The sequence below is a fragment of the Paenibacillus sp. HB172176 genome (assembly GCF_011947265.1).
Lineage (GTDB): Bacteria > Bacillota > Bacilli > Paenibacillales > Paenibacillaceae > Pristimantibacillus.
Map to the genome: position 1 here is coordinate 1 of NZ_JAATHD010000045.1, position 20,943 is coordinate 20,943.

Genomic DNA, 20,943 nt, shown 5'->3' on the forward strand with positions numbered 1-20,943 from the left:
CGGAGGGCGCGCCGGCGCCTGCGGGCGGCGCCGACGGCGCGGCTGGCGCCGGCGCCGCGAGCGCGCGCGCGGGCGAGACGCCGCCGATCCTCGGCGTCTCGCTGCGCCGCTGGCGCGCGGACGGCGCGGACACGGCGCGCGCCGTCGAGGCGCTGCTCGCGCTGACGAAGCGCAGAGCCGTGCGCCTGCGCTTCCTGCCGTTCCACACCCCGGACGACGAGATCACGTCGTCCGGGGTGCTGGAACGGCTGAGCGGCAAGCTCGGCGAAGGAAGCTCCGCCGAGCTTGCCGCTCCGGGCGACGACCCGCAGCGCATGCTGCTCGCGGTCAGAGAATGCGACGCTTTGCTCGGCATGCGCCTCCATGCGCTAATCTACGCTGCGGGGCAGCGCGTGCCGATGCTTGGACTGTCGTACGATCCCAAGATCGATCAGTTTCTGCGTCAGCTGAATCTTGCGCCAATTGGAACTGTCGACGCGCTCGATCCGGAGCATTTTGCCGAAGAAGCTTGCAGACTTCTGGATAACGGCGAGGCGTGGCGGACGGAGCATGGAGCGGCGATTGCGCAATTAATCGAAAAATCGCAGCAGCCAGCGCAACAAATCATACAAAGATTGCGTCAATATACATCGAGGTGATTTCCTCTTGTCGAATCAACTACCAACCGTGCCGATATTCGGCATCCCATTCTCCAAGCTGAGCATGGACGAAACCGTCAGCTACTTGACGAATAACATCGAGGAAGGCAAGCTGACCCATGTCGTCACGGCCAATCCGATCATGGTGATGTCCGCTCTTGAAAATCCCGAGTTTGCCCGCGTGCTGAGGCAGGCCGATCTTATCGTGCCGGATGGCGCCGGAGTCGTGTGGGCGGCCAAGGTGGGCGGCGATCCCGTCGCCGAGCGCGTGACCGGCTTCGATCTCATGCATCGCCTGCTCGAGCAGGGCGAGAAGCGGAAGTGGCGGGTATATCTGCTCGGCACAACGCAAGAGATTATCGAGAGCGCGGCGGAGACGCTGCAGCTGCAGTATCCGCAGGTTCGCATCATCGGCTATCGGAACGGCTATTTCGGACCGGATCAGGACGAAGAAATCGTCGAAGAAATCCGCGAGCTGAAGCCGCATCTCTTGTTTATTGCCAGAGGCATGGAGAAGGAAGATTGGAACGTTGCTTACAAAGAGCGTTTGAATGTCCCGTTCATTATGGGCGTCGGCGGAAGCTTTGATGTTGTATCGGGCAAGCTGAAGCGCGCGCCTGTGCTTGTTCAGAAGCTTCGGATAGAATGGCTCTACCGCTTGATTCAAGAGCCCAAGAGGTACAAGAGAATGCTTGCGCTGCCGAAATTTGTCGTGAAAGTGCTGCGCAACAAAGATAATGTAACAAAACCTCGTCCTTTTGGTTGAAAAATCGCCTTTTTTCAAAATATAGGAAAGTATACAAATTCGCCATACTTTCTCTATATTTCACCGGAATGAAACGCACTCTGCCGCCAAAATACGGCAAAACCGTTTCACCTTGTGAAAATTGATTGAAAATAGAGATGGTATTTCATTATGGATCGGAGTATAATTCACTTCGGTAGCTAATGGATTGCAGATTAGCAGCGAGCTGTGCATAATAGCTCGATTCCCGGCGAAACCTAAGACTGGTTTCCAAGCGCCGTAAGCCTTCAGAATGGAAGGCGGTGAATGAGCTTCTGCTTCCACACAAAGGAGAGTATTTCGTATGCCAATTGGTTTCTTGTACGCAATCGGTTTTGCCGTCGCACTCATATTAGCATTAATCATGACTCCGCTTGTCAAAAAATTCGCCTTCAAAATCGGCGCCATAGATAAGCCCAATCACCGTAAAGTACATACGCGCATTATGCCGCGTCTGGGCGGCCTCGCGATCTACGTCGCTTTCGTCGGAGCATTTCTGGCCGTTTCGCCGTTCATTCCGGACGGTCTGCTTCGTCCTCGCGATGTGAACATGATCAACGCGCTGCTTGTCGGCGGCACGATCATTATCATTCTGGGCGCGCTGGATGATCGCTTCGAGCTTTCCGCCAAGGTGAAGCTGCTGGGTCAGCTTGCGGCGGCATGCGTGGTCGTCTTCGGCTTCGACGTGAAGATCGATCTCGTCAACATTCCTTTTGGAGATGCGATGCAGCCAATTGGCCAGTGGATCGCCATTCCGATTACGATTCTGTGGATTGTCGGCGTTACCAACGCGATTAATCTAATTGACGGTCTTGACGGCCTTGCGGCCGGCGTGTCCGGTATCGCGATTGCCACCATTGTCGTCATGGCATCGATTATGGGCTTTCAGCCTGTTATTCTGCTTAGCACCTTGCTGCTCGGCGGAATCGCGGGATTCCTGGTATTCAATTTCCATCCTGCCAAAATCTTCATGGGCGACTCCGGCTCCCTCTTCCTGGGCTTCAGCCTTGCGACGTTGTCCATGCTTGGCTTCAAGCAGGTTACGATCGTATCCTTCGTAACGCCTCTGCTTATTATCGGCGTACCGCTGTCGGATACCTTCTTCGCCATCGTTCGCCGCTGGGTGAACAAACGTCCGATCTTCGCGCCGGACAAAGGCCATTTGCATCATCGACTGCGCGATCTGGGCTTTAGCCACAGACGCACCGTACTGATTATCTGGGGCGTTGCCGCCGTCTTCGGTGTTCTCGCTATTATTCAATCCGCAGTCGTGCAATCGAGCGCAGCCAATTGGATTACCTTCGCCGTTATCTGCATGCTGATGTTCTTCTTGCAGATCGGGGCCGAGATTACCGGCATTGTGGACAAGACCAGACGTCCCCTCATCAATTTCTTCGCGAAAATTCGCGCACGAAGACCCAAGGTCGACACGCAATCGCGCGGCAAATCCTGATATCAATGCTATCATAGACTCTAAGCCTCTTGTCTCTTCCAGGGATAAGGGGCTTTTTTATTTGGTCGCTTTTCGAATGTCGGAGGAATCCGCTTGTTTGTATAAACATCAGGGCTCATAAAGCCGATATAGAAGGTACAGAACTTTTTCCAATTGGAAAGCGTCTAATCAAGGAGCGCCATTACTACTTCTTGGAAGCGAGCAAGGGAGGAACCATTATAAGCAAGATTCGCAAGCTGCTGATACGACGGCCCGCTGACACATGATGAACAAGTTCTATGCAATGACTTAAAGGAGGAACACGCTTTTGAAAAAATCACTATCACTGATGCTCATCATCGCTTTGCTTATAACGCTATTGCCCTCTTACATAAAGCCTGACACGGCCTCCGCCGCAGGCTCTTATTTCCTGTTTCCGAACGAAAATGATTCCAGAGCGAACGCAAGAATTGTATCTACCAGCTCCGTAGCGCTTACGGGTACGATTAACGGCGTTGTCGGAAGCTCGATCAGCTACAACGTGAAGCAGGTTACTTCCTCGGGGACGGAGCAGGTGCTGAACACGACAGAGGAGATTACAACAGGCATCGCTACCTCCGGGGATAATACGATCAACATTAGCAGCCTCGCTCTATTCCCGGGCATGAACAAAATTACGTTCAAAGGCGTTGCAGGTACATCAACAGTGACGGAGTCGATTTATATCGAATTCCGCGACAGCCCTATGTTGTATGATCTTAAGATTACATTTGAAAACAAAGATTTCGACATGCTTGAGGACCAGCCAACTATGCTGTATTCCACAGCTACGAATGTTCAGAGCCAAGGACAAATGGTTATTACCGGGCGTGCGCCGAATGCGACGAAGGTCAATATTGACATCAACGGTCGAAGCTACGACTTCAACGTATCCACAGCTTCGAACAATAATCGGTTCAGCACTTCGCAGTTAAGCATCGACAAAGGGCTGAACACGATTAAATTCAAAGTGTACAATGGCGGTCAAATCGTTGAAACGACTAGACAAGTGGCCTTCTATAATGGTGAAGTAACATATTACAATATGAAAATCAGAAACAATGCTACTCCAGTGCAATCCGCAGATCTTGTGCAGAACATGGATTTCTCAACCAGCACGGATACGGGATTGCAAATCGATGGCACAGCTATTCTGCCGCTGCCGCTCAGCGATTTGAGTGTCGACCCTGTCGTGCCTGTTGATCTTACTGATTCAGCAGCTATTAATACTGCTCTGGCAGCCATGATGAAAATGCAGCAAGGGACAACGGGGACGGAAATTTCACCTGACTCGATTACGCATACGCCAGCCGTGATTGATTCAAGCACAAAGTTCATTACGGTCAACTTTACATTTTCATTACCTAATACGCTGGACTTTGATACCAAATATAACTTCCGCTTCAAAGCGCCAAACCTAACGCAGTGGGACTGGTCTTCTTCTAATTATTTCACATTGCGCGACAGCTCAAAAGCGTTCATCCAGGACATTAATTATCTATCCGGCTTTGACGGCACCATGACAACGACGCTTTCGACCTACCGTACAAAAGCCAATGATGCAAGCCGGATTCTAAGCCTTCAGAGTACTGATATTCCAGCCGGCGGCGTAGATGTCTATTCCGTTCCAATGGGTGTGGAAGTTCTTATCGGCAATTATGAGTCGATTACAGGTGCAAACTTGGGAACTTTAGTTAACCTGGCAGAGAAAATAATTATTGGCACATCACCTTCATCCGCGCTTATTGAATATCGAATGGTGATGGAGCCTTCTGCAACGGATATCACGGGGGCGCCCCTTGCACAAGTGGTAACCAGAACTGTCAATAACGAACAACAATCGTTCTTGCGCGTATTCATGGAGATTCGGAAGCTTCCGAAGTCCGGGACGAATAATATTACTTTTAAATTAAATCATGGTTCGGCTTCAACAGAAACAAAAACAGTAATTGCCCGTTTGCTTTATGGGCCTTACGTGAAGTTCGATAAAATCGTTGACGGCATGGATGTGAAGTTTGATACCGTTGCGGGTTCGAACGCAACTCTGTTGACTGCCCTTGGGGATATGAAGGGCCAACTCTATAACATTGTTAACGATGATGAAATTAAATACGCAGTGCCGAATCAATCTGTCTTTCTCTACATTAATAATGTAGAGATACCGCTCGAACAAGGTTCGGACAAAGCTATGTTCCGTCCAGCGGGCATTGCAAGCAACGATCCGGATGTCGTTACAGCAACGGTCAACAAGATCGCTAATGTATTGAACAAAGCCGGTGACAATACGATCAAGTTCGTATTCAGTACGGTTAGCAACAGCTATGAGTACACCTTAAAGTTTAGCATTGTGCCGACCAATCTCCCGCTGGTTCCGGCTCCGAATACAGACGGGGTATATCCTTACTCAGCAGGTCAGTGGCCGCCAGTTGCGAACGATGCAGGCTTTGACAAGCAAGGCACCGTATACACGACAACAGAGGCAGAATTCAATGTTCATGGCACCTTCGATTTTATCGATCTGGGCGGTAAGGGAGATGTGCAGAATAAGCTGAACAGTTTGGGCACATCCAAGCCTAATTATATTGTCACCATCGATTCTCCGAATTGGGAGACGCCGGTTGAATGGGATCTATCCAAGAAGTTCAAACTAACAGATAAGAATCGGTCGATTCTGAAAATTGGAGACATCGCTACTAATGCCGATGTTGAATTTAATGGAGGCAGCGAACCTACGGGTCAAGCAAATGTTACCTTCTATTATGATGTCGATGATCAAAGCTTCTTATTCGATATCACGAATGAAGTGATGCCGGAGGACGGCAGTGCGCTTGTCTACGTTATTACCGTATTCAACGCAGGATCTGCAGGACCAAGGGCGACGTATCGTATGGAGATCAACCCGATATCCATTCCGTACACGATTAAGTCTCCGCTTGTGGAAGAGAGGGTTACGAACAAGAATTTCGTTGAGGTTATCATTACTTCGCCTGGCGCGGACAAGATTGTCGTTAACAAGGAGCAGGCCGAGAAGGTTACCTTCGTCGATCATGGCGGCGACGGGGACACCTATAGCGAAGCTTTCCGTGCGGTGGTCATGGATTTGAAGGCAAACAAAGAAACGAAAATCAAATTCGATATTACGCGCGGTGACGATACAATCTCGCAAGAGCTTATCGTGAAATATGTGCCGACGAACATTCCTGGCGCAGAGATGATGGAAACCATGTCCTCGAAGCATAAGTTGTTCAATGGCGCATTAGAGCTTAATTTTGAGAAGAATACGCAATTGATCAGACCGGCTTACAATGATCAAAACGGGTATGCTACGCAGGTCTATAATGAAAATGATCTGTTATTCGCGATAGCCAATCCGAATGATGGCATTGTTGATCGGCATTTGTACGAGAGTCAGCCGCCCAATTATTCCGCTAACAGTCAAGCGGAAGGCAATCTGCATATCGGCTACCGATTTCAGGATCAAGCGAGACAGTTCATCAAAGCAAGTCCATTGTTCTGGATAGACGGCGGGCTGGCGGATAATCCCGATCCATCATCTCCAAGCTATGATCCGATTACGACAGGACTGGATCCGTTCCCGTTCCCGAACCTGCTCAACAAGTATGACGGCACCTTCGCAAGCAGATGGAACCAATATGATCGAGAACTGATTCCAAGTGAACCGGGAGAGTTAACCATCGCTTATGACCCAAGTGTTGTTCAGAGCGCAGGTACAACGATTACCGTATTCCGATTTGATCCGTATGACAGCACATGGGAGAATATTGGCGGGGTTGTGGACGAGAAGAAACATACGGTTACTGTACCGTTCACGAAGTTCGGTTACTATGTAGCAACAAAATTGACACGCGGTTTCAATGATATTACCGATCATCCTTATGCACGTGAAGCGATGGAAGCGATTTTTGCTAAAGGTATTATGAATGCGATTGATCCGGTTGGTTTGTTCGGCGGCGATCGTTATGTTACTCGTGGCGAGTTCACACGCATGATCGTTAGAGCTTTGGATCTGCCGCTTAATTTCGAAGGCGATCTGCATTTCTCTTATTATCCAGAGACCATTACGAACGCGAACAATGCCAGCGCGATCTACGACTACCGTTATATCGAGACAGCGGCTAGAGCGGGCATTGTTAACGGCAAGCGTCCAGGCTTCTTCGACGAGGACCAAGAACTAAAGCGTCAAGAGGCGGCTACTATACTTGCCAGAGCGCTTCAACTCAAGCTGGAGACCAATGCGGACAAGGCGAAGAAGTCGCTGGACAAGATTTTCACGGACTCGGGCAAATTTGATTTCTATTCCATACCTTACGTTCTTGCGGTCCAGAAGAAGGGTTTCATACAAGGCAGTTTAATTAATGCTAGCAATCCGAAGGAAGGCTCTGCATTTGAACCGCAGTCAAAAATGCTGCGCAGCGATGCCGCCATTATCATGGCGCGTGTCATGAATGATATGAAGAAGCTTCCGGCCATCTACAATTAGTACAGAGGGCAAGAGATCGGCTTTGCGCTGATCTCTTCTTTCTATTATATAAATCGTTTCATTGAAGCCTGTTCCGGGTACATAAGCTTGTACGAGTTTCATATAGGTGTAACATTATCCATGGAAAACTTTTTGCATCGACTGCATATCCACAAACAAGCTATACTAGCAAGGTAATAAAAGGCGAAGAGCTTGGCAGGACGGAATTAAAACATATTTTCAAATTTTTTTTAAATACATCGCAACTTTTCGCCGAAACTTACGTTTATATTCATGACGTTATCACAATTGCCTAATTCAAGTGCTGCAGGAAGCCGATTGGAAATCAATTGGAATGAATTCTCAACTTCCTCTTTACGGTACGGATTGCCCATTGTATAATGTTATAGTGATGCTGCTAGACTAGCATCTATTCTTTCATGGTTTACAAGTTTCTACGACATGTGATTTCATAGGGTTGACCATGTCCGTAGACATTATTTATACAATCCATGCTCTACTCTGGGAAGGGGGTGAATCGGCTATGAGGGAAACGAGCAATTCATTATCCAAACAAAACTCTCAACAACCGAAGGTATTTAGAGGAGGAGAAAAAAAGGTTATGAAAAAAAGTTTATCACTTTTAGTTGCGATTGCCATGGTATTCTCCATGTTCGCATCGGTAGCATTCGCTGCTGACAACGCAACAGAGCAAACAGCACAAGAGAAATATGATGCACTAGTTGCAGCAGGTATCTTTGACGGAATGCCAGACGGCGAAGCTCATCTGGATGACAACATGACTCGTGCGCAAGCAGCTAAAATCATTGCTTTGCTTACTGGTTACACGGAAGGAACTTCCGTTCCAGACGCTGGCTATACTGACCTTGTTGGTGCAGGTTGGGCAACTGACTTCATCAACTACGCAACAAGCATCGGTATCCTTAACGGTATGGGCAACAACAAATTTGCACCATCCGACGAAGTGACTACTGAGCAACTTGCTAAAATGGCTATCGAAGCTCTTGGCTTCCTTGGTCAAGACGTACCAGACGGCGAAGCTGTTGACGGTACTGTAAGCGACTGGGCGAAAGATTATGTTGCAGCAGCAGTTGCAGCTGGCCTGTTGCCTTCACAAGAAGACTACACAATTCCTGCAACTCGCGAATTGCTTGTAGTATCTTCCTACACAGCTTATGAAGTTGCTATGTCTGCTGGTGAGCTGATGGTTAAATCCGTAGCTCAAACTGGCAAAGGCGAAATTACAGTTCAATTCAACAAAGCTGTTACTGAAGACGAAGCAGCTGACTTGACTTACACCGTACAAAACGGTCTTGTTAAGTATGATGTAACTTCCACTTGGGCTGATGACATGATCTCTGTAGTTCTTAGCTCGAACTATCTGCCTGCTGCTACTTACACTGTAACTGTTGGTGAATTTGACGCAGTTCAAGTTACTGTAGTAAATGAAGTTCCAACTAAGATTGAAATCGGAGCTAACTCTCTTCAAAAGGCTGCCGGTCAAAATCTGAAAGTAAAACTTTACAACCAATTCGATAAAGAAATCGAAAGCCCGATTCTAAATGTTTCGGTATACAACGCGACTTATGGCAAAACAATCACTCCTGGTGCTGATTACAAAGTAGATCTTTCAAGTGATGCAGTTGCTCGTATTGACGACAACATCGTTGTAACAGCTTCCCACCTTGGTAGTGGGTTGACTACTACTAAATCGTTCAAAGTAGTTGCTGGAAGCTCTGCAACAGCAATCACTTTGACTGCTCCTGCTCCAAAAGAAGGCAAAGATCGCATTTCTGTAGGTCAAGATGGTCTTGTACTTCCTTATACTTTGGCAGATCAATATGGTTCTTCTCTGACACTGGCTGGACCAGACTCTCAAACAATCGATTCTTCTAAGCAAGTAGTTCTTGACGGAATTACGTTCTTGGTAAATGACAACACAATCATTACTGAACTTGCTGTTGATGAAGATGGCGTATTGACATTCAAAACTGGTGTTCAAGCAGGTACTGTTGTAATCTCTGCTCTTAACCCAACTACTGGTGCTAACGCTTCTATCTCATTCGTAGTAGCAGCTGCTGCAAAAGTAAAAACATTCCAAATGAGCAACCCTGGAGTTATCATTGCTGCAAACGAAGAAGTAGTAATTCCTTTCCAAGCGGCTGATACATTTGATGCTCCAATCGCGGGTAAAGATGTAGATCTTTCTCAAGTATCTTTCAATTCAAGCGTTAAATTTGCGGATCATTATCCTAAGTTGAATGCAAAAGGTGAATTGGTGTTCAAATTCGACCCAACTGATGTTGGTTCTGACAGAACTGCTTACATCTATGCATACGTAGATGGCGCTCAAGCTGGTCAACTTCAATTGGATGTTCGTACAGAAGCCACTGCAGTTAAAATCAACGGATTTGATGTTGCTAAATACATTGCAAACGGCGCTTTTACAACTGTAAAACCAGCTAACATCACTTATCTCGATTCTTACAACCGTACTAAAAAAGTTTCTAGCCTAAGCGATGTAAATATCAATCTTAGTGCTGCGACACTAACTCTTGGTGCAGTTGATGCAGATGGAAATAAGCCTCTTGCCGCAGATCCTTCTACAACAGGTAAAGTTGAAATCTCCATCGATCTTTTTAGCTCAAACACAGATACTGCTTTCAAAACAACTGTAGAAGTTGTAAAAGCATCTGATGTTAAATCCTATGCAATCAAAGCCGTAGGCACAGTATATGCTGGTGATCCTCCAAGTGGCGTTTCTGCAGACAAATATAACAAGGATATCACTCTTGTCGGTAAATTGTCTGGTGGCCAAGAAGTTGTCATTAAACAAACTGACGCATTTGATATTGTAACCACATCTAACCCATCCGTTGTAAGTATAGTTGATGCTAATACAATCGCGGGTGTGGATGCTGGAACTGCTACTGTTGCAGCATACAAAGGTGCTACTAAGCTTGCTGAAACAGAAGTTACAGTTTCCAAAGCTACTCCAGTAGCTACAACAATCTCCTTCGATAAGTCAGAATATAGCCTTACAGATGGTGATGCGGCTCTTCCGGTAACTGTTACAGTGAAGGATCAGTATGGTGTAGAACTTCCTAATGCTGTTGGCTTGCTTGCAACTAGCGACGTGGAAGTAGTATCCGTAGATAATGGTACAATGGAAATTCAAGCTGAAGGCGCAGGTACTGCAACAATCACTTACCTGACAACTAACGGCGCAACTGGAACAGCTACTGTTTATGTAGAAGCTGCTCCTGTAGTAACTCCTTAATCTGTATAATTTATTAAAAGGTCTCATGGTTATAACCGTGAGACCTTTTTTTGTTCATTTTAAATTCACACTTCCATGTTAAAATAAAAAATATGATAGTTTCTGTTGCTTGCAAGAAACAATTGTCTAACAAGTAGCGTCTATACAAGTAGCAAACAATCTGGAGGTAGAATTATGAATTTAAAATGGGCGAAAAAGGGAGTCGTAGCAGCAACAACTTGTGTGCTATTGGTTCAAGGCGGAATAGCGGCATATCCTGTACCAATAGCTAATGCTGCATCCTCTTCCATTACAAATCAAATTGTGTATTTGAATGCAAACAGCACTATACAACTGCAAGATGCACAATTTCTAACGCAAGACAGCGGAAGAGTATTGGCCTATACTTTCCTAATCACAAATAAAGGGTCAAGCGAAATATCTTTGAATGATTATTGGGTAAGAGTCACTTCTTCAGGTGGAAAATCATTTTCTACTAAAATTTCGGAGCAAGATAAATCTGTCTCTACCGTTGCTCCCAATTCCAGTAAATTAATTACATACTACTCGTATGTTGATCAAGCATCCAGCATGTCCGATATGAAATTCAATATTGTGAAGTGGGACTTTTCCGCTGCGAATTATGAACGAGTGCTTGGTTCCATTCAATATGGTAAAGGTCTAAGCGAGCAAACGCCTTATAATAAATCTGTTGCTATGCTCTATAATGATACGAAAGTACAAACTTCCGTTAAGCAATATACGCTTACACAGGATAGCAATAATGCATATCTGCAGATTAACCTTGAAATGCAAAATCAAGGACTTAATGCCATTGATTTATCTAGCATGAATCTCTTTATCCAAACCGCGAATTCAGAAGTATATCCGGTTGAAGCTAGTGAATTATCAAGTACTATATTGCAACCAAAGGAAACTGAAACGATAACAATGCACGTGACGCTTCCGAAGCAGATCGTTGGCAAGTCGTTATCATTGGTTCCATCAGTTAAGGAGCAATCGTCGGACATTAAGCTTCCAATTGCTTCGTTTGTTCTACCGACATTACAAGATTCTACACTGACAGCAGCTAATGTTGCGAAAACGACCTACATTGCAGGTGAGAAAGTTAATACTTTCGTGGACTCATCGTTTGTTGATCGCAACATTGATAGCAGTGTGGTGACGATTCAATATGCATTACGAAATACAGGGAAGAAAGCGGTCAATTATCCTGACTTCTCTTTCTCGTTAGTTACGGATGATGGGATTTCTTATCCGTTAACCTACACGAAGACGGATGAGAGTCAATCCAAGTTGCTTCCTAATATGAGAGAAGTACTTACCATTACAGGAAAAACGGTGTCAGATGTGGATCTGTCCAAGGCTAAGTTAATCGTTTGTTCAGGCGTCACTGACAAATCCAATGGTTATGTAGTCGGGGCGTATCAATTCAGAAAAGAACAGGCTTCTGGAAGCGCAGCGACAACTTATAAATATGGTAATTATGAAGTTAACCTTAATGCGATACAACGTACTGCTTCCGCAGATACTGATTATTTAATTGCGGATGTCGAGATTAAAAACACTAGCACGTCTACAACAAGTGTTCCTAACTTGACAGGATACTTTATGATAAACGGAGTCAAACTGGAAGTTGAAGCTCAGAAAGCCGCGCTTGACAGCAATGTCACGCTTGGTTCAGCTGCGACCTATAATTTTGTCGTTTATTCCGAAATTCCATATTCAACAAATCTTGATAATGTTTCTTTTGTACTTACAGAAAAATCATCAGCTAATAGTGCCGATAAAACGATTTATAACTTCAGTGGTCAGAAAGTAACTGAAATCTCATCAATTAAAAAGAATGAAATCTATTCTAATAAAATTTCAGGCAAAAAATCCGATGCAAAGCTTTTGAAATCGATGATTTATGAAGGTGAATCTGATGATTACTTCTATGCTGAATTCGAAGTTGCCAATAAAGAGTTAAGAGCATCCTCGATATCAGAAATGACTGGTTACCTGGTAGATAATTCAGGAGAAGTTATTCCTGTATCATTCAGCACATTTGACCAAAAGGTTGCCGCCAATGGAAATGTTCTGTTATCCGCATCTGCAAAAATCGATAAAGGCATTGATCCTTCTGATTATGAATTTGTATTCGGACAGTCAGTGGCAAGTGCTGCAGATTCAGCAGAAAACAAAGGCAATATTTTGGTCAAACCTGTTAAGTACAGTTTGTCATCAAATGATGTAACTACTGTAAATAGTACATTAAATAAGATTCAATTGCCTGGATACACATTAAACCTTAACCGAGTTAATGCAATGCTGAATGTAACGGGCATGTATACCGTAACAGGTTTAAAGTTAACTTTCGATTATGATCTTGTGAGAGATACAGCCTATGATTATATTGCTGGCAATCACAAGCTGATGTTCGAATTTGTAGATCAAGGAACAGGCAAAACAACCTATTCGAAGGAATTCACGCTTGGTAATCCTGCAAATGGAGAGATTGAGCTTGAGGAAGCAAACGATCAAGCTTTTGAAATTCAATTCGAAGATCAGGCTATTCAATCAAAAGTTCAAAGCTATGATAAATATAAGCTCAATATTTATGATGTTTATGAAGATGCGAAGATACTAGTCGCTTCTAAGGAATTAAAATGGTTCACAGTAGAGTAAAACCAACATTTCAAAAAAACTACCCAACAACTCTCAAATCTAGTATCCTATCACTAGGATACTAGCGGAGGGGGACAGCTGACGTGAAGCAAAGAGTGTTGAAGGTGTTCGGTGCAGCCGCGCTGGTGACGGCAGGAATCTGGATCGGGATGATCGTGGCGAAGCCGGTGGATGCGGATTCGGCGATTACGCCAGGCACGATTGAGGATCCGGTCGTAACGAAGAGCTATGTGGATGAGCAAATAGCCAAGTTAACTGGCGGAGCAAGCGGCTCTGGCGGCGGCACGAATACAGGTAGTGGCTCGAATGGAACAGGAAGCAATACCGGAACGAATGGTTCTGGTACTGGCGGTTCGAGCGAAGGGATGGCGCCGCTAGAGGTTGTCGAGCTTGGGATTGGGCAGACGTTAATGGCTGCCGCAGGTACGGAGGTTGTTGTTCGTGTCGGAATGGCGATTGCGTACAGCTCGGATACGAATGGCATTTCGGATGTAACAGAAGGTGTTGATATTAAGAGCGGTTCTGAGGTTCCAAAAGAACACTTAATCTGGTTCCCTCGCGATGGCAGAGGCATTAAGGCAAATCCGGAAGAGATTGCGCCCCTAACCTTGCTTGTGCGAGGCAGTTACACCATTAAATAATTTGGCGAAACGGCGCATGCTTAATCATAAGTATGCGTCGTTTTTTTGTCATTATACGTCATACAATGTCATGGCAGTTGTGACATATTTTGCACCGGATGCCAGAAGGTTATACGCTTGGCTGGTCGACTCAAGACGCACAATAAGGTTGTGTTCTTAACTTCTAACGGAGGTGTATCTCATGAGTCGTTCCAATCAATGCGTGGTGCCGAGCTGCCAAGCTGCCCTGAACGCGATGAAATATGAAATAGCTGCCGAGTTTGGTCTTTGTTCATCCAGTTATGCCGGTGGATCTACGGATACGGAGTTTGCGGGCGAGCTTGGATCGGTATCGAGCGCTGGCGGTCATGGCAGCGTGCAATGGTCGGCTATTTCAACTAGACAAGCGGGCTCAGTTGGTGGAGAAATCACTAAGCGCTTGGTCGCGCAAGCCTCCCAAGCTCTTGGCAGCGGATTTTCACTGTAAGAGACGGGTCGCGATGTCAATGGGTAAGGGGATGTCATGCGAGTTATGCCTGACAAAAATGTCGGCACAATTTGTCGGCATTGTCCGCCTGTCCATTGACACTAAGCGACAAGTTCGGTATTATAACTTTTTAGATGAGGAATACGGAATGACCTTTTCCTTCGCGGAGAAGGTTCATTTTTTGTTCGGAAGATTCGAGCACTTATATGTAGGAGGTTGATACGGATGTCAGTAGCAGGACGCCACTTGTTCACGTCAGAGTCAGTTACGGAAGGCCATCCCGACAAGATCTGCGATCAGATATCTGATGCGGTTCTGGATGCGTTTCTTGAGGCAGATCCCTATGCCCGCGTGGCATGCGAGGTTTCGGTAGCGACAGGCTTGGTGCTTGTCATTGGTGAAATCAGCAGCCGTGCGGATTATGTAGATATTTCGGCGATTGCGCGTCGCACGATTAAGGATATTGGATATGTGCGGGCGAAGTATGGCTTCGACTCCAGCACCTGCGCGGTACTTACTTCCTTGAATGAGCAGTCTGCGGATATTGCGCAAGGCGTCAATGCTGCGCTGGAGACTCGCGACGGCAAGGATATGAAGCAAGAGAATGAAGATATTGGAGCAGGGGATCAAGGCTTGATGTTCGGCTTCGCGACGAACGAGACGCCTGAGCTTATGCCGCTTCCAATCGCTTTGTCGCACCGCATTGCGCGCAAGCTGTCTGAGGTGCGCAAGAATGAGACACTGCCGTATCTTCGCCCGGATGGCAAGACGCAAGTGACAATTGAGTATCAGGACGGCAAGCCGGTTCGCGTAGATACGATTGTCGTGTCGACGCAGCACGCGGAGGAAGTTACCTTGGAACAAATCCAAGCGGACATTATGGAGCATGTAATCAAGCCTGTCGTTCCGGTGGAATGGCTGGACGAGGCTACGAAATATTTTATCAATCCTACGGGTCGTTTCGTTATTGGCGGTCCTCAAGGCGATGCGGGTCTGACAGGCCGCAAGATCATTGTAGATACTTACGGTGGTTACGCGCGTCATGGCGGCGGCGCATTCTCCGGCAAGGATCCAACGAAGGTTGACCGTTCCGCGGCTTATGCGGCTCGTTATGTGGCGAAGAATATCGTTGCGGCGGGTCTTGCGGAAAAATGCGAAATTCAGCTTGCTTACGCAATCGGCGTAGCGAAGCCGGTTTCGATCAATGTGGATACGTACGGTACGGGCAAGGTGTCGGAGGAAACGCTTGTGGAGCTGATTACGAGCAACTTCGATCTTCGTCCGGCTGGCATTATCAAAATGCTGGATCTTCGTCGTCCGATCTACGCCCAGACTGCTGCATACGGCCACTTCGGCCGCACAGATGTGGATCTCCCTTGGGAGCGCGTGGACAAGGCGGATAAGCTGAAAGTCGATGCTGGCGTTTAAAAGTTTGATGCGATGAGACGTTTGGTTGCTTCTGGCGGCAGGCTTCTCATTAAAAGAAAAGATGAATGAAAAACGTTGTTATTCCTTCTTTCCGGAGAATGAATAACGGCGTTTTTTGCTGTGCCCTAAAATTTTCAAGCTCCTCAGCCGAAAAATAAGGTACGAGTGTATTCATTGAGGAGTGAAACGAATGTTTGTGAATCGAAAGCTGTCCCTTGTGATCATCTTCGCCTTATTGCTTCAGCTTGGCTTGCCGGGAGGGCTTGCTCTATCATCTATTGCACATGCCGCCAGCGGAGGGCCGGTTGTATTAGGCTTCGCTCCTGCTGATAATTTGACAAGCGTGCCGCTTGGCGCGGATTTAAAAATTACGTTCGACGAGAGCGTGTCGAAGGGCTCGTCCACGAGTCATGTGTATATTTATAAAACGAACGGAAATGTGCTGGTGGAGGATATTGCGGCGAGCTCCAGCCGGATATCTCTATCGTCGAATCGGCAAGAGGTAACGATTGACCCCGCTCTAAGCGGTTCCGGCAATAAGTTCGAGCTGAATACGGAATATTATGTGCTTATCGATGCGGGGGCGTTTCGAAATGTTTCGAATGGAGCGGCTTATTCCGGCATTCAGTCGGCGACGATATGGAATTTCCGTACGGTGGCGGTGGAAGATACGACGAAGCCCGTCGAGACCGGCCACTCGCCTCAGGGAAGCTCGGTGTCTATTACTTCACAGCTGTCGCTGTCCTTCAATGAACCTGTCTATGCTGCAGGAGGCAGCATTCGCCTCTCTTCCACAGATGATACGAGAGAGATTGCGGTAACTTCGAGTGAGGTTACAGGAAGCGGCAGCGGCACCATTACGATAACGCCTGATGGAGCATTGCTTCCGAACACTGCTTATACAGTGACGGTCGATAGCGACAACTTCCAGGATGCGGCGGGCAACGAGTTTAATGGGGTATCCTGGTCGTTCACGACGGCGGCTGCGCCGGTCAATCTTTCTTCCTCGCCGTTCGAGCCTGCGGATAATGCGACGCTTGTATCGATCGATGCCAATCTCACGATTGGATTTGACCAAGCGGTTCAGGCGAGCGCGGGCAAATACATAGAAATTCGACGGGTGAGCGATAATGCGACAATAGAGCGAATCGCCGCGAATGGGGCAAGAGTATCGCTAAGCGGCGACAGAAGGTCCGCCACGATTGATCCCACCAACAATTTGGCCGCCAATACGTCTTATTATGTGCTCATAGATCCGGGCGCGTTCACGCAGCCTGCGCCCAATGAGAGTCAATGGTTCTACGGCATCTCCGCGGCGACGATCTGGAGCTTCACAACGGGCTACGGCAATGACGTATCCGCGCCTGTGCTGCAGTCTCGCACGCCAAGCCAATACGGCAGCATAAGCGGCACGCAGACGCCTCTGACGCTGACGTTCAATGAGAATGTCTATCCGAGCAGCGGCAATATCGAGATTCGTCAAACAAGCGGAGGCACGTTGTTCCGCTCTATACCGATTACATCGGCAAGGGTGACGGGGGGAGGGTCGAAGACGCTCACCATTGACGCGACCAAATATATCTCTTCCTCTGATCCTGCGAAGTCCTTCGTTAATAATACGAGCTATTATGTGACGATTGGCAATCGGGCGATTCGGGATGGAGCGGGCAATTTCTTCGGGGGCATCTCCGGCACAAGCGGATGGCGCTTCACGATTACGACAGATTCGACAAGGCCGCAGTTGATTTCGTTAAGCCCGGCAAATGGAGCTAGTGCTGTTACGGTTGGAACGAGCACGGAATTCAGGGCAACCTTCGATCAGCCGGTGATGAAGGGCTCGGGGGCGATTACGTTCTACACGGCTAATGGCTCCAGTTCGATTCCGGGGAATTTTGCCGTGGATTCATCTAGTAATAAGAGTATTGTCATTACGCCTGGCACCGCGCTTGCGGCGAATACGAATTATTACATCAATATCGACGACAATGCTGTGACGGATCTGGTAGGCAATGCGTTCGTCGGCATTATGAATCAATATCAATGGACGTTCCTGACGATGGGCGGGGATACGACGGCGCCGACGATCTCGAAATCCGAGGTAAGCTCTAGCACGATTCGATTGATTTATAATGAGCCCCTCGATACCAGTATGAAGCCGTCTCCGGCGAGCTATTATGTGACAGTTGCCGGAGCGCCTCGCAACGTGACGGCGACGAAGGTGGAGGGCAATATCGTGACGCTGACATTGTCGAGTTCGGCGGGCAGCAATCAGAAGGTGGTGCTGTCGTACACAAAACCGACTGACGGCAAGGTGAGAGATGTGTCCGGCAATCAGGCCGCGAGCTTCTCCGCTCTGGAGGTGTCGAACGGCTCGACCAGCACAGCTCCGACGGTTGTCAGCGGTTCGGCGGCGGGCAATACGGTTGTGTTGAATTTTAGCGAATCGTTAATTCAGGTGCAGACCTATGCGTATACACAGTTCACGGTAAAAATCGGCTCGACGAATTACAGTCCCATCTCCATCTGGCAAAGCGGCAATGTGGTTCAATTGACGATGAATGCTTCCATATCAAGCGGCCAATCTGTCAGTGTATCGTACAGTCCAGTCAGTTACCCGCTGGTCGGGATATCCGGGAATAACGTAAGCTCCTTCAGCAATTACAGCTTGAATGGAAGCAGCGGAGGTGGGGGCGGCGGAAGCTATGATGTAACGCCGCCTATCGTGCAGAGCGTCACTTCGAACGGCGCTATCGTCACGATCCAATACAATGAGCTGTTGAGTTCGTTGTATCCGCCCGCTGCGTATCAATTCAGCGTTCTGGCGGACAATCAGGTGCAAGCAATCAATAATGTGATTGTGGCCGGAGATTCGGTTATTCTGACGTTGAACGCGAGTTTGGGTACGACGCAAACGGTCAAGGTATCCTTTGTCGGCAACGGCAGCTCGGTGAAGGATTATTACGGCAACGCGGCGTCCTCGTTCACGAACTGGACGGCTAATACGGGAACAGGCACGGGCAGCGGACAGCCAACGGCTATGAATAGCGCTATTTTGCAGGGGGCCGTGCTTACGCTGTCCTTCGGCTCTATTCTGGATTCGAGCTCCGTGCCTTCTACGAGTCTCTTTCTTGTTCGGGTGAAGGGGCTGCTGCGCATGGTGAATGGGGTGCAGGTCGCGGGCAATAAAGCGATTCTTACGCTTGCGTCTCCGGCGAATGTAGGCGATACGGTGCAGGTATCTTACGTGAACAGCTCTGCAGGGCTTAAGACGTACACAGGCGCGGCAATAGACAGCTTCACCAACGAGAATGTAGCAAACCAGACTACGCTGCTCGACACGCTTAGCGGCGATTATGAAGCGGCTGACGGCGGAGGGGTCGGAATCAAGACCTCCGGTGCGTCGGTGACGACAGATACCTCGCCTGCCGGCGTATATGCGAATCGCTACACCTTGAACAACGACAAGTTCATTACAGCGGTAACGACCTCGCGCGATGCAGGACTAGCCAATCCTCGCATTGTGTTCAAGGTGCCGAGCAGCGAGCAGGCGGCCAATGTAGCGATATCGCTTATCGCGCTGGAAATGGCGAACAAGCAGGGCGATGTGACATTCGCGGTGCAGTATGGCGATATTACCTACGAAATTCCCCTGAAAACGGTGGACTACAGCACGATGGCGGCTACAGGCGGGAGCAACAATGTGAACAAATATTTGCTGATAGGCATTGATCAAGGCGACTCGGATAAAACTTCAGCGCTTGTCACGGCTCTTAAGAGCTCGAAGGCGTCGGTGATCGGCGAACCGGTGAGCTTCGAGACGGCGGTAGCGGTAGGCACGTTGAAGCAGGAGCTGACGGATTTCAGCGGCTACGTCACGCGCACGATCAAGACGACGCAAAATGTGGACAGCAGCAGCTCGGCGGCGGTATGGTTCGATCCTGTCACCGGGACGCTGTCCTATGCGCCTACTACGTTCACGAAGGAAAACGGCGTAACGACGGCTGTGTTCAAGCGTCAAGGCAACAGCGCCTACGCCTTGGTGCGGAATTCGGCAAGCTTCTCCGATATGAGCAAGCACTGGGCGCTGGATTCGGTGCAGATGCTGGCGCGGAAATTTATCGTGGAAGGTCATACGGCGACAACGTATAATCCGGATGCGTCGATTACGCGCGGCGAATTCGCGACCTATATCGCCAAGGGGCTGGGCTTATCCGGCGACCGTGAGGCGGCTGCTAAATTCACAGATGTGAATAAGGATACGGTGATGGGCGCTTATATCGGAGCGGCGGCATCGGCCGGCATCGTGAATGGCGTGACCGCGACTACGTTCAAGCCGAACAGCTATATTACGCGCCAGGATATGGCGACGATGATGATGCGGGCAGCGGTCGTTGCCGGGCTCAACACGGATCTGGCAAGCAGCGAGGATTCTTACTTGCAGAAGTTCACTGATCGGGGCAAAATCAGCTCGTATGCGAAGTCGAATATGGCGAAGTCGATTAGCCTAGGCATCATTAACGGCAAGTCCGCCACGACGCTTAGTCCGACTGCGAACGCTTCGCGCGCCGAAGGCGCGGTCATGATAATGCGATTGCTGGAGAAGGCTGGTTTCTTGTCGGAGTGACGGGGGGAGTAGGGAGCGCTGGAGGTCGGAGAAGTCGACTTGCAGAGGCGTAAAGTGGTGTGAGGTGAGCTGTAAGTCGAAAAAGTCGACTTGCGGAGGCGTAAAGTGGTGTGAGGTGAGCTGTAAGTCGAAAAAGTCGACTTGCGGAGGCGTAAAGTAGTGTGAGGTGAGCTGTAAGTCGAAAAAGTCGACTTGCAGAGGCGAAATGGTGCGTACGGAGCGCTGTAGGTCGAAAAAGTCGACTTGCGGAGGCGTAAAGTAGTGTGAGGTGAGCTGTAAGTCGAAAAAATCGACTTACAGACTCAACTTTCGCAGAGTCAAAATGGTCATTACAGTAGGCATGACATAGGTTTGAAGCCGAATGATTAGTTGACTTGACGCCATAGAAAAACACCGCTTCATTTGGTAAAGTGAAGGTGTCGAACAATCACTACCATACA

The 20,943-nt window shown here is 48.1% G+C and carries 10 protein-coding genes; all 10 read left to right on the forward strand.

All coding sequences use genetic code 11. The annotated features are described in order from the left end of the window. On the forward strand, positions 1-638 hold a 638-nt coding region (locus HFP08_RS28250; RefSeq protein WP_206109340.1), incomplete at its 5' end, for a polysaccharide pyruvyl transferase family protein. 7 nt (positions 639-645) lie between these two features. Further along, complete coding sequence (locus HFP08_RS28255) at positions 646-1,404, forward strand: WecB/TagA/CpsF family glycosyltransferase (RefSeq protein ID WP_481856629.1); 759 nt, start codon at positions 646-648, stop codon at positions 1,402-1,404. Positions 1,405-1,726: 322 nt separating this feature from the next. Next, positions 1,727-2,875 (forward strand): glycosyltransferase family 4 protein, encoded by a 1,149-nt coding sequence (locus tag HFP08_RS28260; RefSeq protein WP_481856630.1) that lies wholly within the window; start codon positions 1,727-1,729, stop codon positions 2,873-2,875. A 307-nt stretch (positions 2,876-3,182) separates the two neighbouring features. Next, positions 3,183-7,394: an S-layer homology domain-containing protein gene (locus tag HFP08_RS28265; protein ID WP_168123979.1), complete on the forward strand. Its 4,212-nt coding sequence runs from the start codon at positions 3,183-3,185 to the stop codon at positions 7,392-7,394. A gap of 523 nt (positions 7,395-7,917) precedes the next feature. Beyond that, positions 7,918-10,674 carry an S-layer homology domain-containing protein gene (locus tag HFP08_RS28270; protein WP_168123980.1) on the forward strand — a complete coding sequence of 919 codons (2,757 nt, stop codon included), beginning with the start codon at positions 7,918-7,920 and terminating at the stop codon, positions 10,672-10,674. Positions 10,675-10,848: 174 nt separating this feature from the next. Next, on the forward strand, positions 10,849-13,344 hold the full coding sequence (locus tag HFP08_RS28275; RefSeq protein ID WP_168123981.1) for a hypothetical protein: 2,496 nt from the start codon (positions 10,849-10,851) through the stop codon (positions 13,342-13,344). 83 nt (positions 13,345-13,427) lie between these two features. Continuing rightward, positions 13,428-13,985: a hypothetical protein gene (locus HFP08_RS28280; RefSeq protein ID WP_168123982.1), complete on the forward strand. Its 558-nt coding sequence runs from the start codon at positions 13,428-13,430 to the stop codon at positions 13,983-13,985. A gap of 181 nt (positions 13,986-14,166) precedes the next feature. Continuing rightward, positions 14,167-14,451 (forward strand): alpha/beta-type small acid-soluble spore protein, encoded by a 285-nt coding sequence (locus HFP08_RS28285; protein ID WP_168123983.1) that lies wholly within the window; start codon positions 14,167-14,169, stop codon positions 14,449-14,451. A 225-nt stretch (positions 14,452-14,676) separates the two neighbouring features. Continuing rightward, complete coding sequence (metK, locus tag HFP08_RS28290; RefSeq protein ID WP_168123984.1) at positions 14,677-15,879, forward strand: methionine adenosyltransferase; 1,203 nt, start codon at positions 14,677-14,679, stop codon at positions 15,877-15,879. A gap of 190 nt (positions 15,880-16,069) precedes the next feature. Then, the gene (locus HFP08_RS28295; protein WP_168123985.1) at positions 16,070-20,503 is read left to right on the forward strand and encodes an Ig-like domain-containing protein; all 4,434 of its coding nucleotides are present in this window, start codon (positions 16,070-16,072) and stop codon (positions 20,501-20,503) included. Positions 20,504-20,943 lie beyond the last annotated feature (440 nt).

Coding starts and splice junctions, on each gene's coding strand:
- HFP08_RS28285 (WP_168123983.1), top strand. CDS start 14,167: ATGAGTCGTTCCAATCAATGCGTGGTGCCGAGCTGCCAAGCTGCCCTG.
- HFP08_RS28295 (WP_168123985.1), top strand. CDS start 16,070: ATGTTTGTGAATCGAAAGCTGTCCCTTGTGATCATCTTCGCCTTATTG.
- metK (WP_168123984.1), top strand. CDS start 14,677: ATGTCAGTAGCAGGACGCCACTTGTTCACGTCAGAGTCAGTTACGGAA.
- HFP08_RS28270 (WP_168123980.1), top strand. CDS start 7,918: ATGAGGGAAACGAGCAATTCATTATCCAAACAAAACTCTCAACAACCG.
- HFP08_RS28275 (WP_168123981.1), top strand. CDS start 10,849: ATGAATTTAAAATGGGCGAAAAAGGGAGTCGTAGCAGCAACAACTTGT.
- HFP08_RS28260 (WP_481856630.1), top strand. CDS start 1,727: ATGCCAATTGGTTTCTTGTACGCAATCGGTTTTGCCGTCGCACTCATA.